We start from the raw sequence: 14,432 nt of genomic DNA on the forward strand, positions 1-14,432 counted from the left end.
CCGCCACTTGCCATTCCCCTCCCGTATTCGTCAGACCCGAAAGGCACCACATGTCCAGGGCATCCGAACGCGGAGCCGTTGCGGTCGAGTTCGCAATCGTGGCGTCCCTTCTGGTCATGCTGCTGCTGGGCATCATGGAATTTAGCCGCGTCTATAACGCCCAGGCATCGATTTCGGCCGCAGCCCGCGAAGGCGTCCGGGTGATGGCAATCACCGGCAAAACGGCAGATGCCACCAACGCGGCTAAAAGCGCGGCTGCATCATTGAAACCTGGTTTGCAGGGGACAGACATGCATTTCGGTACACCATGCCCACCGACAATCCCCCCTGGAACAAGCCCCCAGACAACCGTTACAGTCACTTACACCCTGTCCACACTGACGGGCATCGCAGGCCCTTTCAAAATGAGCGGAACCGGAGCGATGCTTTGCGGCGGTTGACATTCGGCAACAGAAAGAACGACGGCGAGCGCGGTGCCGTGAGTGTCATCGTCGCTCTTTCGCTGGTGGTTCTGTTGGGATTTGGTGCCATGGCAGTGGACGTTTCGATGATGTTTGCCGAGCGCACTCAACTGCGGAATGGCGCCGACGCGGCCTCCTTGGCTATCGCGCAGACTTGTGCGAAATATCCCAACAATGTTGGCTGTACCAGCCCTTCTGCCCTGGCCGCGGGCATGGCCAACGGCAATGCCAATGACAAGCTCAGCAACGTCAAGTCCATAGACCGGACTACGCCGAACACCGTCACGGTAACTGTTGGCGCCCAAGAGGCCGGTCACACGCCCAACCAGGTTTCGCTCTTTTTCGCGCGGGTTCTCGGCATCAACACGGCCGAAGTGACGGCCAGTTCCACGGCAAAGTGGGGGGCTCCGTCCAAGGGACCGGTAATCCTGCCTCTTGCAATCCCCTCCTGCCGGCTGGACCTTGCTACGGGTTCCACAGCCGGCTCGGTCCAAGTCCTCAAGCAGGACGTCAATGACTGCGGCGGGATACCGGGCGGATTCGGCTGGATCGATACTCCAGGCGCAACCAAATGCGGCCTGACCCTCAAGGCCGGAGCGTCAACTGACACAGGTGTGTGGTTCACCAGCAATACCGGGGCCAGCACACCAACGCTCTGCACCGCGGCCGACTTCAGCCAAATGAACGATCAGACGGTGCTCTTGCCGCTCTGCGACTGGGCCACGGGAACGGGCTCCAGCGGCAAGTACTACATCAAGGGTTTCGCCGGCTTCCACATCACCGGCTATCAGTTTCCGAGCATCGGCTGGACCACCGGCGCCAAGGTGGACAACAAGTCGATCCGAGGCTACTTCGTGAAGTTCGTAAGCCTCTCTCAAGCCTTCGAACTCGGCAACACCCCCGACTACGGCGCGGCTATTGTCCGCCTCACCCCCTAGCAGGAACCGAAACAACAGGAGCAGTCAGTGAAGTCACGTTTGTTGGCAGGAGTGGTGGCAGTGCTGCCTCGAACGACACGGCGGCGCCATCGCGTGCCACAGCGCCCTGGGCCCCGGCAGCACGTTCACCATGACCCTGCCAGTCGAGGCTGCGGGTGGTTGATTCGGCCACTTCGGGTTTCGACGCGCTCAACCACCGGGCTCGGTTTCGACACGCTCAACCACCGGCCGGTCCTTAGTGTTCGCGCCGTGCCCTGGTCAGCTCGGCGCGGGCCAGCATCTCGTCGTCGGAGGGGTAGGCCACTTCCTCCAGGACCAGCGGGTGCGGGGCGGCCAGGACAGACTTCGCGTCACGTTTTTTGGCCATGAGCCGGTCATGCAACCAGCCCGGTTCCTCCTCGCCCTCGCCCACGAAAAGGGCTGAGCCAACCAGGGACCGGACCATGTTGTGACAGAAGGCATCAGCCTGGACGGTGGCCACAACGACGCCGTCCTCGCTGCGGTGGAATTCGAAGCGCTGCAGCTCACGGATGGTGGTGGCACCCTCACGCGGTTTGCAATAGGACAGGAAATTCTGCAGGCCCAGCAGCTTGGACGCGCCCTCGTTCAGGAGATCCACGTCCAGCGGGTTCTTGTGCCACAGCGTGAAGTACCGTTCGAGCGGGTCCCACAGGGCAGGGCCGTCCGCGATCCGGTAGCTGTAACGGCGCCACAGGGCTGAGAAGCGGGCGTCGAACCCCACCGGCGCCAAGGACACCAGGTGGACCTCAACGGCACCGGCCAGATCGCCCAGGCCGTGGCTGAGCGCGCCGCGGATCCGGCGCAAAAGCGCGACGGCGGGATCCAGTTCGTGGCCGCGCGGCAGCGCCAGCCACTCGGCTTCGGTCAGGTCCAGATGCACCACTTGCCCACGGGCATGCACACCGGCATCGGTCCGCCCCGCCACTGTCACCCGGACGGGGCGCCGGATCAGGAGGGCCAGCGCCTCCTCCAGGACACCCTGGATGGTGCGCAGGCCGGGCTGCAGCGCCCACCCGCTGAAGGGGCCGCCGTCGTACGATAAATCAAGCCGGACACGCAAAAACCCGCCGCCCCCCAAAACGGGGGCCGCGGGTTTTTGGTGGTTCATAGGCCTAAGTCTATGCGAAGAAAATCAGCGAATTACTTCGCGTCCTTCTGCTCTGCAGCGGGAGCTTCAGCTTCCTCAGCGGCCGGAGCCTCTTCGGTAGCAGCTTCCTCAGCGGCCGGAGCCTCAGCAGCTTCAGTCTCAGCAGCTTCGGTCTCAACAACCTCAGCCTCGGGAGCTTCTTCGGCGGCCGGTGCAGCGGCAGCGGCTTCCTTCTTGTCGGCATCGCGCTTGGCAGCGGAGGTAGCCTCGGCTACCACGGCCTGCTTGGCGGAAACCGGCTCAAGAACCAGTTCGATAACAGCCATGGGAGCGTTGTCGCCCTTGCGGTTGCCGATCTTGGTGATGCGGGTGTAGCCACCTTCGCGGTTCTCCACTGCCTGCGCAATGTCGGTGAACAGCTCGTGGACGATGCCCTTGTTGCTGATCAGGCCGAGCACGCGACGGCGGGAAGCCAGGTCGCCACGCTTGGCGAAAGTCACCAGGCGCTCGGCGTAGGGCTTCAGTCGCTTGGCCTTGGTCACCGTGGTGGTGATCCGCTTGTGCTCGAACAGTGCGGCGGACAGGTTCGCGAGCATAAGACGCTCGTGAGCCGCTCCGCCTCCGAGGCGCGGACCCTTAGCGGGGGTAGGCATAATAGTTTCTCCTCATATGGAAGCCAGTGGGCTGCGCACACCGTGGTGCATCCAGCCAGCCGGCCAAGATCTGTTTGTTAGAGTTCGTCGTCGCTGAACGCGGCGTCGTCCTCTTCAATTGCGGCGGCGCGTGCTGCGAGGTCAAAACCGGGAGGCGAGTCCTTGAGGGACAGGCCCAGTTCAACCAGCTTTGCCTTGACCTCGTCAATGGACTTCGCACCGAAGTTACGGATGTCCATCAGGTCAGCCTCGGAGCGTGCAACGAGTTCACCCACAGTGTGGATGCCCTCACGCTTGAGGCAGTTGTAGGAACGGACGGTGAGGTCCAGATCCTCGATCGGCAGTGCCATGTCTGCTGCCAGGGCAGCGTCCGTCGGCGACGGGCCAATCTCGATACCTTCAGCTGCGGTGTTCAGTTCGCGGGCCAGACCGAAGAGTTCCACCAGGGTGGTACCTGCGGAAGCAACGGCATCGCGCGGGGCGATGGCCTGCTTGGTCTCGACGTCGACAATGAGCTTGTCGAAGTCGGTGCGCTGCTCAACACGGGTTGCTTCCACGCGGAAAGTAACCTTCAGTACCGGCGAGTAGATCGAGTCGACCGGGATACGGCCGATCTCCTGGTCGCCGGACTTGTTCTGAGCTGCCGAAACGTAGCCGCGGCCGCGCTCGATGGTCAGTTCGAGTTCGAACTTGCCCTTCGAGTTCAGCGTGGCAATGTGCAGATCCGGGTTGTGGAATTCGACGCCGGCCGGCGGAGCGATGTCCGCGGCGGTGACGACTCCGGGGCCCTGCTTGCGCAGGTAAGCAACAACCGGCTCGTCGTGCTCGGAGGAGACCGACAAGCTCTTGATGTTCAGGATGATCTCAGTGACATCTTCCTTGACACCCGGAACCGTGGTGAACTCGTGCAGCACGCCATCGATCCGGATGCTGGTTACAGCGGCACCGGGGATGGAGGAGAGCAGGGTACGGCGGAGGGAGTTACCGAGGGTGTAGCCGAAGCCCGGTTCCAGCGGTTCGATGATGAACCGCGAGCGGTTTTCGGAGACGACCTCTTCGGAGAGGGTGGGGCGCTGTGCAATGAGCACTTAGGTTTCCTTTCGGCGAGCATCCGCTATATGACGCAACACAGGTGGTGGAAATTCGGTCTGAGGACTTAACGCGGCCGGGCTTGCCCGGACCATCAACGGTCCGGGCAAGCTCGAGCTGCTGGAAAAGCCTTAGACGCGGCGGCGCTTCGGCGGACGGCAGCCGTTGTGCGCTGCGGGGGTGACGTCCTGGATGGAGCCAACCTCCAGGCCAGCGGCCTGCAGCGAGCGGATTGCAGTCTCGCGTCCTGAACCCGGTCCCTTGACGAAAACGTCAACCTTGCGCATGCCGTGCTCCTGCGCTCGCTTGGCAGCAGCTTCGGCAGCCATCTGGGCCGCGAACGGGGTGGACTTGCGTGAGCCCTTGAAGCCAACCTCACCTGAGGAAGCCCAAGAGATAACAGCGCCGTTCGGATCCGTGATGGAAACGATGGTGTTGTTAAAAGTGCTCTTGATGTGCGCCTGGCCCAGCGCGATATTCTTTTTGTCCTTCTTACGCGGCTTGCGAACCGCGCCACGAGTCTTCGGGGGCATTTTTTCTCCTACAGAAAGTTTATTGGGAGCCGGTTAATCCCGAAGGATTTAACGGGCCTTCTTCTTGCCTGCGACGGTGCGCTTCGGGCCCTTGCGGGTACGGGCGTTGGTCTTCGTACGCTGCCCTCGAACGGGCAGGCCCTTACGGTGGCGAATACCTTCGTAGCTGCCGATTTCAACCTTGCGGCGGATATCAGCTGCTACTTCGCGGCGAAGGTCACCCTCAACCTTGTAGTTGCCTTCGATGTAGTCACGCAGCTCAACCAGCTGGGCATCGGTGAGGTCCTTAACACGGACGTCAGCGCTGATGCCAGTGGCAGCCAGGGTTTCGTGTGCACGGGTCTTGCCCACGCCGTAGATGTAAGTAAGCGCAATTTCCAACCGCTTTTCGCGGGGAATGTCTACGCCAGCGAGACGAGCCATAGTGGCAGTGCTCCTTGTATAAACCGGAGGTCGTAGGCAGTACACCCGCACGGTCCGTGCGGCCCCAGCCTCCGACCGGGGGTTAGCTGTCCGGGCTCTTGCGTCCCAATTCAGCTTGTGCTGCCTTTTATTTACTTGCGTGGGTTAGCAACCCAGGTTTTCCTTCAAAGAAGGAAATTAGCCCTGGCGCTGCTTGTGGCGCGGGTTCTCGCAGATCACCATGACCCGGCCATTACGGCGGATCACTTTGCACTTTTCGCAGATCTGCTTGACGCTCGGCTTGACCTTCATGGCATTCCTTTGCGTGTGGCAGTTGGTCAACTGGAGCAGCGTTCAGCTCATGCTGAGGCCGCCCAGAATTTACTTGTAGCGGTAGACGATACGACCCCGAGTGAGGTCATAAGGGCTCAGTTCCACCACTACCCGGTCCTCAGGGAGAATCCTGATGTAGTGCTGGCGCATCTTGCCTGAGATGTGCGCGAGTACGATGTGCTTATTGGTCAGCTCAACGCGAAACATCGCGTTAGGCAGCGCCTCAGTCACAACGCCTTCGATCTCAATGACCCCGTCCTTCTTGGCCATACCCTCCGCTAACTGTTGTTGCCGCAGCCCTGCCGGATTGCACCGGACATGACCACGAACGTTTTTGTTGGATCGGTTATCACCTCCGGCCCCAAACAGGGCACAGCTGGGCAGACAACCAACAAACGACTCTACTACATCTGCACTCAATTACCAAAAACCACAGACTTACACAACTACCGGACGCTCCCGGTGGTTGAGCTTGCCGAAACCCCATCCAGGATCGCCAAGCGCACGACGTCGGCTGCCGCACTCTGGAGCGTGATGAGACCGATCTGCCGCGCAGTCTCAGTACTCCGGTCCAGCGCCACCTCGCCAGTCGCCAGGCAGAAGACGGTATCCCCATCCGCCAACGTATGGGAAGGATTCAACGCCCGGGCCAGGCCGGCATGCGCCGCCGAAGCTGTCCGATAGCACTCAGCTGGGTCCAGGACAGCATTAGTAGCAACAACAACGAGAGTCGTATTGAGCGCAGGGGACTCGTGGGGCGGAACGACCGAGCGCGCGGAGGGTTGCGGCTCCTGCCGCCCGTCCTCGACGGGAAAGCCAAGCGCGTTAACCACGGCCAAGGCCCCCACAATTACGCCGTTCTCGAGCATGACCGACGCCGTGCCCACGCCGCCTTTGAACTGGCCCCGCCCGATAAGCGCTCCCGTGCCGGCGCCCACGCTGCCGCGCCCGACGTCGTGCCCGTCCTCCTCGGCAGCAGCGGCGACGGCTGCCGCATAGCCCATGTCCGCCGTCGGACGGGCTGAGAAGTCGCCGCCGCGGCCCAGGTCGAAAATGGCGGCGGCCGGGACGATCGGCACCACTCCCCCGGTCACCGCGAACCCCCGGCCGTTCTCTTCGCACCACCGCTGGACACCGTGGGCAGAGACCAGGCCATAAGCGCTGCCGCCGGTGAGGACCACGGCGTCCACCGTGGACACCAGGGTGGTCGGGTCCAGGGCATCGGTCTCGTGCGTGCCGGGCCCTCCGCCGCGGACATCCACCGACCCGACCGTCCCCGGCGGCGGCAGCACCACCGTCACGCCGGTCAGCCAGCCGTCGTCGTACTTCTGCGCGTGCCCCACCCGGATTCCCGGTACGTCGGTAATGGCTCCCATAGGCTCCATTGTGCCCTTCGCCTGGTCACCGGACAGCCGCTTGACGACGCGCGAAATAATAAGCGACACGCAAAATCCCTGGGGACACCAGTATTTGGGTGTCCCCAGGGACTTTCTGTGTCGCAGGGGTAAAAGCGCGTCGAAACCTACGGGATCGGCACCGGCGTGACGCCGAGCGGCACCAGGTGCTCCGCACCGCCGTCGGGCGCGGAAAGCACCCAGATGCCCTTTTCGTGGACGGCCACGGAGTGCTCCCACTGGCAGGAGCGCTTGCCGTCAGTGGTCACTACGGTCCAGTCGTCGGCCAGGACGGCGGTGTCGATGCTGCCGCGGACCAGCATGGGCTCGATGGCAAGGCACAGCCCGGGCTTGATCTTGGGACCGCGGTGGCTGGTCCGGTAGTTTAGGACGTCCGGGGCCATGTGCATCTCGGAGCCGATGCCGTGGCCCACGTAGTCCTCCAGGATGCCCAGCGGCTTGCCCGGCACGGAGGACACGTAGTCGTCGATGGCAGCGCCGATATCGCCCACGTGGCTGCCGGTGGCGAGCGCCGCGATGCCGTGCCACATGGCGGCGCGGGTGACGTCGGAGAGCCGTTGGTCCTCGGCGTCCGCGTTACCCACAATGACGGTCCGCGCGGAGTCCGAATGCCAGTCGTCAACGATGGCACCGCCGTCGATCGAGATGATGTCGCCGTCGTTCAGGACCTTGCCGCCGGGGATGCCGTGCACCACTTCCTCGTTCACGGATGTGCAAACGGTGGCCGGGAAGCCGTGGTAGCCCAGGAAGTTGGACTTGGCACCGGCCTCGTTCAGCACTGCGGCGAAGACGTCGTCCAGGTGCTTGGTGGTGACGCCTGGCACAGCCGCTGCAACAGCGGCGTCCAATGCACGGCTCAGGACCAGGCCGGCCTCGTGCATGGTGCGCATCTGGGCGTTGGTTTTGTATTCGATACGGGGCTGGCCGAAGGCCATGGTGTGTCCTCTCAATGGCTGAGGCTCCTCCCGGGTACCGGGAGGAGCCTCGAATCACTTGGTTGCCTGGCTCAGGCGGCCTGGCCCGCCTTGATGGCTTCCATAACGCGGTCGGTGACCTCGTCGATGCCGCCGATGCCGTCCACCCGGGTCAGGATGCCGCGGTCGGCATACTTGGCCACAACGGCTTCGGTCTGCTCGTGGTAAAGGTCAAGGCGGTGGCGGATTACGGCTTCGTTGTCGTCGCTCCGGCCGGTTTCCTTGGCACGGCCCAACAGGCGGGCGACGAGTTCCTCGTCATCGGCCGTGAGCTGCAGGACGACGTCGAGCTTTTCCTCGCTGGTGGCGAGGATCCCGTCGAGGTAGTCCACCTGCGCGGTGGTGCGCGGGTAGCCGTCCAGGAGGAAGCCGTTTTCGACGTCGGACTCGCTGAGGCGGTCGCGGACCATTTTGTTGGTCACGCTGTCCGGAACGAAATCGCCGGCATCCATGTACTTCTTGGCTTCGATGCCAAGGGGCGTTTCGCCCTTCACGTTGGCGCGGAAGATATCACCGGTGGAAATCGCCACAACACCGAGGCGTTCGGAAATACGTTCTGCTTGGGTTCCTTTACCGGAACCGGGCGGTCCAATAATCAACATTTTTGTCATCGCAATAGCCCTTCGTAGTGACGTTGCTGTAGTTGCGCATCTATTTGCTTGACGGTTTCAAGGCCAACGCCCACCATGATCAGGATCGAGGTGCCACCGAACGGGAAGTTCTGGTTCGCGTTGATCAGTACCAGTGCAATCAGCGGAATCAGCGCCACGAAGCCAAGGTAGATGGCGCCGGGCAGCGTGATCCTGGAGAGCACGTACTGCAGGTAGTCCGCGGTGGGTTTACCGGCACGGATACCCGGGATGAAACCGCCGTACTTTTTCATGTTGTCGGAGACCTCTTCAGGGTTGAAGGTGATCGCGACGTAGAAGTATGTGAAGAACACGATCATGGCGAAGTACAGCGCCATGTAGATCGGGTGATCTCCTCGGGTCAGGTTGTTGTTGATCCACTCAACCCACGGCTGAAGCGGCTCGCCGTTCTTGGGCTGGTTGAACTGTGAAATCAGACCCGGCAGGTACAGCATGGAGGAAGCGAAGATCACGGGGATCACGCCTGCCATGTTCACCTTGATGGGGATGTAGGTGCTGGTACCGCCCACGGTGCGGCGTCCGATCATGCGCTTGGCATACTGCACCGGAACGCGGCGCTGGGACTGCTCCACGAACACCACCAAGGCAACGGTCAGCAACCCGATGGCCAGGACCAGGAAGAAGGTGCCCGGACCCTGCGAGGTCCAGATGGCACCGAGCGAGGTGGGGAACTGCGCCGCGATGGAGGTGAAGATGAGCAGGGACATACCGTTGCCTACGCCCTTTTCCGTGACAAGCTCGCCCATCCACATGATGAGTCCGGTGCCTGCGGTAAGGGTGATGATCAGCAGGATGGTGGTGATGATGCTGCTGTCAGGGATGATCGGCAGTGCACAGCCCGGCAGCAGTTGGCCTGAGCGCGCCAGCGACACCAGCGTCGTGGCGTTCAGCAGGCCCAGCGCGATGGTGAGGTACCGCGTGTACTGGGTGAGCTTGGACTGCCCGGAGGCGCCCTCCTCGTACAGCTCCTGGAACCGGGGAATGACCACCCGGAGCAGCTGCACAATGATACTGGCCGTGATGTACGGCATGATGCCCAGGGCAAAGATGGACACCTGAAGCAAGGCACCGCCGCTGAACAGGTTGACGAGCTGGTAGAGCCCGCCTGCCGTCTGACCGTTATGCAAGCATTGCTGGACATTCTGGTAGTTCACACCAGGCGAGGGAATGAAGGCACCCAAGCGGAAGATTGTGATGATTGCCAGCGTGAACAACAACTTGCGTCGCAGATCAGGCGTGCGAAAGGCCCGGCCAAATGCGCTAAGCAAGCGTCCTCCTGTGTTGTTAATGAGCGTGGTGTGATGGGGGGTCAATAATCCCAACAACCGAGTCTAACGGGTGGATTGGCGATGCGAACAATCCACATGGCCAACGCGAGACGGGCGGCGGGAATTATTTGGCGGCCGGAGATGAAAGAAACTCCCGGCGTGCAGGGCCCTGGGGTCCTGCACGCCGGGAGTTAACAACGGGCATATGCCCACCGTCTGCTAGAGAGCGGTGGTGCTTCCGCCTGCTGCAGCAATCTTTTCTGCGGCGCTGGCCGAGAATGCGTGGGCGGTGACGTCAACCTTGACGGTGATGTCGCCGGTGCCAAGCACCTTGACGGGCTGGTTCTTGCGAACGGCACCCTTTTCGACCAGGTTCTCCACGGTGACTGCGCCACCTTCCGGGAACAGCTCGTTGAGCTTGTCCAGGTTTACAACCTGGAACTCAACCCGGAACGGGTTCTTGAAGCCGCGCAGCTTCGGCAGGCGCATGTGCAGCGGCAGCTGGCCGCCGGCAAAGCCAGCCTTGATCTGGTAGCGGGCCTTCGTACCCTTGGTACCGCGACCAGCGGTCTTACCCTTGGAACCTTCACCACGACCAACACGGGTCTTGGCGGTCTTGGCACCCGGGGCGGGACGCAGGTGGTGGACCTTCAGAGTGTTCTGCTTCTCAGCAGCCTCTACGGCGGTCTTCTTCTCTGCCATTTACTTCGCCTCCTCTACCTGTACCAGGTGCGGAACCGTGTTGAGCATTCCCACAGTCACGGCGTCGGCGGTGCGGACAACGGTGTGTCCGATCCGCTTCAGGCCGAGGGACCGCAGGGTGTCGCGCTGGTTCTGCTTGCCGCCAATGACGGACTTGATCTGAGTGATCTCCAACTGAGCGTCGGAGGGAATCAGGTTCTTAGCCATGACTTAGACACCCGCCTTCTGGTTCAGGATTGCCTTCACCATTGCCGGCGGAGCAACCTCGTCGAGGGGCAGGCCGCGGCGTGCTGCCACTGCTGCCGGCTCTTCGAGGCGCTTCAGGGCATCAACGGTCGCGTGAACGATGTTGATGGCGTTCGAGGAACCGAGCGACTTGGAGAGGATGTCGTGGATGCCCACGCACTCCAGTACTGCACGGACCGGGCCACCGGCGATAACACCGGTACCGGCGGAAGCCGGACGCAGCATTACGACGCCGGCAGCAGCCTCACCCTGAACGCGGTGCGGGATGGTGCTGCCAATGCGGGGAACGCGGAAGAAGGACTTCTTGGCCTCTTCAACGCCCTTCGCGATTGCGGCGGGAACTTCCTTAGCCTTGCCGTAGCCAACGCCGACCATGCCGTTACCGTCACCAACGACGACCAGGGCGGTGAAGCTGAAGCGACGACCACCCTTGACCACCTTGGAAACGCGGTTGATGGTGACAACGCGTTCTACGAACTGGCTCTTCTCGGCTTCACGGCCGCCATCGCGGCCGCCACGGCCACCACGGCCGCCGTCGCGGCCGCCCTGGCCACGGTCGCCACGCTCGCCACGACGAGCGCCACCACGGCGGTCATCGGCGGCAGTTGCGGGCGCAGTGGTCTCAGTGGCCGGAGCAGCTACGGCTTCAGTCGCCTTCTGATCTGCAGACACAGTGTCCTTTTCCTTGTTTGCTTCCGTCACAGTGACAGCCCACCTTCACGTGCGCCGTCAGCGACAGCAGCAATCCGGCCGTGGTACTTGTTACCACCGCGGTCGAAGACAACTGCTTCGATACCGGCAGCCTTCGCACGCTCGGCAACGAGCTCGCCAACGCGCTTGGCTTTGGCGGTCTTGTCGCCTTCGAATGCACGAAGATCGGCTTCCAGTGTGGAGGCGCTCGCTACGGTAAGGCCCTTGGTGTCATCGACAACCTGGACGAATACGTGGCGTGCGGAACGGTTGACGACCAGACGAGGACGTTCAGCCGTACCGGAGATGCGCTTGCGGATACGAAGCTGGCGGCGGCTGCGCGAAGCAGACTTGCTCTTGTTCGTACGCTTCTTGTTAATTGAGATGGCCATGGTTACTTACCAGCCTTTCCGACCTTGCGGCGGATGACTTCGCCTGCGTAGCGAATGCCCTTGCCCTTATAGGGGTCCGGCTTCCGAAGCTTGCGAATGTTGGCAGCAACCTCGCCGACCTGCTGCTTGTTGATACCTGAAACAGAGAGCTTGGTCGGGGTCTCAACTGCAAAGGTGATGCCGTCCGGTGCGGAGACATTTACCGGGTGGCTGTAGCCGAGAGCGAACTCAAGGTCAGATCCCTTGGCCTGAACGCGGTAACCAGTACCAACGATTTCAAGCTTCTTCTCGTAGCCCTTGGTAACGCCCTCGATCATGTTGGAGATCAGGGTGCGGGTCAGGCCGTGGAGTGAACGGGAGGCGCGCTCGTCGTTCGGGCGGGCGACGGTCAGGGTGTCTGCTTCCAGGGAAACCTCGATCGGGCTGGCCACAGTGTGGTTCAGCTCGCCTTTGGAACCCTTGACGCTGACGACAGAGCCGTCAACCTTGACCTCAACGCCGGCGGGAACGGTGATGGGGAGACGTCCAATACGTGACATTATTCTCTTCCTTTCCCGTTACCAGACGTAGGCGAGGACTTCGCCGCCCACGCCCTTCTTGCCGGCTTGCTTATCAGTCAAGAGGCCGGAAGAGGTGGACAGGATTGCGACACCCAGGCCACCGAGCACGTGCGGGAGGTTGGTGGACTTTGCGTAAACACGCAGGCCCGGCTTGGAAATACGACGAACGCCAGCGATTGAACGCTCGCGGTTCGGTCCGAACTTGAGGTCGAGGGTCAGCTTCTTACCAACCTCAGCGTCTTCTTCTTTCCAGGAGGCGATGTAACCTTCGGCCTTCAGGATGTCGGCGACGCGTGCCTTGAGCTTGCTGTACGGCATGGACACGGAATCGTGGTATGCCGAGTTTGCATTGCGCAGACGCGTAAGCATGTCTGCGACAGGATCTGTCATTGTCATGGTGGGCTCTTGCCCTTCCTCATAACGGTTTCCTCGGTCCGGTCCCTGCAGAAATCTGCACGGGCTGCACCGAAGGACCTGTTACGTAGCTAGATTAGTCTTCGGCCTTGAACGGGAAACCAAGCGCCTTCAGCAGCGCACGGCCTTCGTCATCGGTCTTGGCAGTGGTAACAACCGTGATGTCCATGCCGCGGGTGCGGTCGATGGAATCCTGGTCGATTTCGTGGAACATAACCTGCTCGGTCAGACCGAAGGTGTAGTTGCCGTTGCCGTCGAACTGCTTGCCACTGAGGCCGCGGAAGTCGCGGATACGGGGCAGAGCCAGCGTGACCAGACGATCCAGGAATTCCCACATGCGGTCCCCACGCAGAGTTGCGTGTGCGCCGATGGGCATGCCTTCGCGCAGCTTGAACTGTGCGATCGACTTGCGGGCCTTGGTTACCTGCGGCTTCTGGCCGGTGATCAGGGTCAGATCGCGGACAGCGCCGTCGATCAGCTTGGAGTCCTTGGCGGCATCTCCAACACCCATGTTCACAACGACCTTCACCAGACGGGGAACCTGGTTGACGTTGCTGTAGCTGAATTCCTCAATGAGCGTGCTCTTGATGGAATCGGCGTACTTGGTCTTCAGACGAGGAACGATCTTCGTTGCCGGAGTCTCGAGAGTCTCAGTCATTAGATGTCCTTCCCGGAGCTCTTGGCCACGCGGATACGCACTTCGCGCTTCACGCCATCGCGCTCAACGGTCTCGGTGCGGAAACCGACGCGGGTGGGCTTCTTGGTGGACGGGTCAACCAGAGCCACGTTGGAGATGTGGACCGAAGCTTCTACGACCTCGATGCCACCGGTCTTGGTGCCGCGCTGCGACTGACCGACCTTGGTGTGCTTGGTTACGCGGTTAATGCCTTCAACCAACACGCGGTTGGTCTCCGGGAATACGCGCAGAACCTTGCCCTGCTTGCCACGGTCGCCGCCGCGCTCAGCCTTGGCGCCAGTGATGACCTGAACGAGGTCACCCTTTTTGATCTTAGCCATGGACTAGAGCACCTCCGGAGCCAGAGAAACGATCTTCATGAACTTCTTGTCGCGAAGTTCACGACCAACCGGTCCGAAGATACGGGTACCGCGGGGGTCACCGTCCGCCTTCAGGATCACAGCTGCGTTCTCGTCAAACTTGATGTAGGAACCATCCGCACGGCGGCGTTCCTTCTTGGTACGGACGATGACTGCCTTAACAACATCGCCCTTCTTTACGTTGCCGCCCGGAATTGCGTCCTTGACGGTAGCGACGATAACGTCGCCAATGCCTGCGTAGCGACGGCCAGATCCACCGAGAACGCGAATGGTAAGGATTTCCTTAGCACCCGTGTTGTCGGCGACCTTGAGTCGCGACTCCTGCTGAATCACTATTTACTCCTTGCGTCGCGCCGGTTCTCAGACCGAAAATCTTCCTACGGAATGAGCCTTGCGGAACGGTTGATCGGGGTGTCTCTTGACCTGCCTGGATTTTGCCAGACCAGGCCTAAACTCCCGTGCCAAAAACATTTGCTTCCCAAGCGGTTTCAGACAGGTCCGAAGCGCTAGGGGGCACTATGCCGTGGCACGATTGTTTACGAGGTTGA

22 protein-coding genes are annotated in these 14,432 nt (G+C 61.6%); 2 read left to right on the forward strand and 20 right to left on the reverse strand.

Annotation, left to right across the window (positions count from 1 at the left end; translation table 11 throughout):
* Positions 1 to 50 precede the first annotated feature (50 nt).
* Both ABIB45_RS09045 and ABIB45_RS09050 read left to right on the forward strand, forming a co-directional pair.
* Complete coding sequence (locus ABIB45_RS09045; RefSeq protein WP_354215533.1) at positions 51 to 440, forward strand: TadE/TadG family type IV pilus assembly protein; 390 nt, start codon at positions 51 to 53, stop codon at positions 438 to 440.
* Between the two features lie 38 nt (positions 441 to 478).
* Entirely contained in the window at positions 479 to 1,399 is a 921-nt protein-coding gene (locus ABIB45_RS09050) for a Tad domain-containing protein (protein ID WP_354215534.1), read from the forward strand.
* Between the two features lie 235 nt (positions 1,400 to 1,634).
* Here ABIB45_RS09050 and ABIB45_RS09055 read toward each other — a convergent pair whose 3' ends face one another.
* From ABIB45_RS09055 to rplN, 20 genes are all read right to left on the reverse strand, one after another.
* Positions 1,635 to 2,528: a tRNA pseudouridine synthase A gene (locus ABIB45_RS09055; RefSeq protein WP_354215535.1), complete on the reverse strand. Its 894-nt coding sequence runs from the start codon at positions 2,526 to 2,528 to the stop codon at positions 1,635 to 1,637.
* 32 nt (positions 2,529 to 2,560) lie between these two features.
* A complete protein-coding gene (gene rplQ, locus ABIB45_RS09060) occupies positions 2,561 to 3,160 on the reverse strand; it encodes a 50S ribosomal protein L17 (RefSeq protein ID WP_354215536.1) in 600 nt (199 codons plus the stop codon).
* Between the two features lie 77 nt (positions 3,161 to 3,237).
* Positions 3,238 to 4,248, reverse strand: coding sequence for a DNA-directed RNA polymerase subunit alpha (locus ABIB45_RS09065; protein WP_354215537.1), 1,011 nt, complete (start codon positions 4,246 to 4,248; stop codon positions 3,238 to 3,240).
* Between the two features lie 132 nt (positions 4,249 to 4,380).
* A complete protein-coding gene (gene rpsK / locus ABIB45_RS09070; protein WP_018769149.1) occupies positions 4,381 to 4,782 on the reverse strand; it encodes a 30S ribosomal protein S11 in 402 nt (133 codons plus the stop codon).
* 48 nt (positions 4,783 to 4,830) lie between these two features.
* The gene (gene rpsM, locus ABIB45_RS09075) at positions 4,831 to 5,205 is read right to left on the reverse strand and encodes a 30S ribosomal protein S13 (protein ID WP_028275004.1); all 375 of its coding nucleotides are present in this window, start codon (positions 5,203 to 5,205) and stop codon (positions 4,831 to 4,833) included.
* A gap of 177 nt (positions 5,206 to 5,382) precedes the next feature.
* Entirely contained in the window at positions 5,383 to 5,496 is a 114-nt protein-coding gene (rpmJ, locus tag ABIB45_RS09080) for a 50S ribosomal protein L36 (RefSeq protein WP_009358722.1), read from the reverse strand.
* A 69-nt stretch (positions 5,497 to 5,565) separates the two neighbouring features.
* Positions 5,566 to 5,787, reverse strand: a complete 222-nt coding sequence (infA, locus tag ABIB45_RS09085; RefSeq protein ID WP_009358723.1) for a translation initiation factor IF-1 — start codon at positions 5,785 to 5,787, stop codon at positions 5,566 to 5,568.
* A gap of 176 nt (positions 5,788 to 5,963) precedes the next feature.
* The gene (locus tag ABIB45_RS09090) at positions 5,964 to 6,893 is read right to left on the reverse strand and encodes a P1 family peptidase (protein WP_354215600.1); all 930 of its coding nucleotides are present in this window, start codon (positions 6,891 to 6,893) and stop codon (positions 5,964 to 5,966) included.
* Between the two features lie 146 nt (positions 6,894 to 7,039).
* Positions 7,040 to 7,867, reverse strand: a complete 828-nt coding sequence (gene map, locus ABIB45_RS09095; protein ID WP_354215601.1) for a type I methionyl aminopeptidase — start codon at positions 7,865 to 7,867, stop codon at positions 7,040 to 7,042.
* A 71-nt stretch (positions 7,868 to 7,938) separates the two neighbouring features.
* The gene (locus ABIB45_RS09100) at positions 7,939 to 8,508 is read right to left on the reverse strand and encodes an adenylate kinase (protein ID WP_354215602.1); all 570 of its coding nucleotides are present in this window, start codon (positions 8,506 to 8,508) and stop codon (positions 7,939 to 7,941) included.
* A gap of 5 nt (positions 8,509 to 8,513) precedes the next feature.
* The gene (gene secY, locus ABIB45_RS09105) at positions 8,514 to 9,824 is read right to left on the reverse strand and encodes a preprotein translocase subunit SecY (RefSeq protein WP_354215538.1); all 1,311 of its coding nucleotides are present in this window, start codon (positions 9,822 to 9,824) and stop codon (positions 8,514 to 8,516) included.
* A gap of 219 nt (positions 9,825 to 10,043) precedes the next feature.
* Positions 10,044 to 10,526: a 50S ribosomal protein L15 gene (gene rplO, locus ABIB45_RS09110; protein ID WP_354215539.1), complete on the reverse strand. Its 483-nt coding sequence runs from the start codon at positions 10,524 to 10,526 to the stop codon at positions 10,044 to 10,046.
* Positions 10,527 to 10,733, reverse strand: a complete 207-nt coding sequence (rpmD, locus tag ABIB45_RS09115; protein ID WP_164205902.1) for a 50S ribosomal protein L30 — start codon at positions 10,731 to 10,733, stop codon at positions 10,527 to 10,529.
* A gap of 3 nt (positions 10,734 to 10,736) precedes the next feature.
* Positions 10,737 to 11,474, reverse strand: coding sequence for a 30S ribosomal protein S5 (rpsE, locus tag ABIB45_RS09120; protein ID WP_354215540.1), 738 nt, complete (start codon positions 11,472 to 11,474; stop codon positions 10,737 to 10,739).
* Positions 11,471 to 11,854, reverse strand: coding sequence for a 50S ribosomal protein L18 (rplR, locus tag ABIB45_RS09125; protein ID WP_354215541.1), 384 nt, complete (start codon positions 11,852 to 11,854; stop codon positions 11,471 to 11,473). The genes rpsE and rplR overlap by 4 nt, the downstream gene beginning before the upstream one ends.
* A 2-nt stretch (positions 11,855 to 11,856) precedes the next feature.
* Positions 11,857 to 12,393, reverse strand: coding sequence for a 50S ribosomal protein L6 (rplF, locus tag ABIB45_RS09130; RefSeq protein ID WP_104042533.1), 537 nt, complete (start codon positions 12,391 to 12,393; stop codon positions 11,857 to 11,859).
* 18 nt (positions 12,394 to 12,411) lie between these two features.
* The gene (rpsH, locus tag ABIB45_RS09135) at positions 12,412 to 12,810 is read right to left on the reverse strand and encodes a 30S ribosomal protein S8 (RefSeq protein ID WP_056344363.1); all 399 of its coding nucleotides are present in this window, start codon (positions 12,808 to 12,810) and stop codon (positions 12,412 to 12,414) included.
* 94 nt (positions 12,811 to 12,904) lie between these two features.
* Positions 12,905 to 13,486: a 50S ribosomal protein L5 gene (rplE, locus tag ABIB45_RS09140; RefSeq protein WP_354215542.1), complete on the reverse strand. Its 582-nt coding sequence runs from the start codon at positions 13,484 to 13,486 to the stop codon at positions 12,905 to 12,907.
* Complete coding sequence (gene rplX / locus ABIB45_RS09145) at positions 13,486 to 13,845, reverse strand: 50S ribosomal protein L24 (RefSeq protein WP_354215543.1); 360 nt, start codon at positions 13,843 to 13,845, stop codon at positions 13,486 to 13,488. The genes rplE and rplX overlap by 1 nt, the downstream gene beginning before the upstream one ends.
* 3 nt (positions 13,846 to 13,848) lie before the next feature.
* Complete coding sequence (rplN, locus tag ABIB45_RS09150) at positions 13,849 to 14,217, reverse strand: 50S ribosomal protein L14 (protein ID WP_024366126.1); 369 nt, start codon at positions 14,215 to 14,217, stop codon at positions 13,849 to 13,851.
* Between the last annotated feature and the right edge of the window lie 215 nt (positions 14,218 to 14,432).

Source organism: Arthrobacter sp. UYCo732 (assembly GCF_040547265.1).
Lineage (GTDB): Bacteria > Actinomycetota > Actinomycetes > Actinomycetales > Micrococcaceae > Arthrobacter.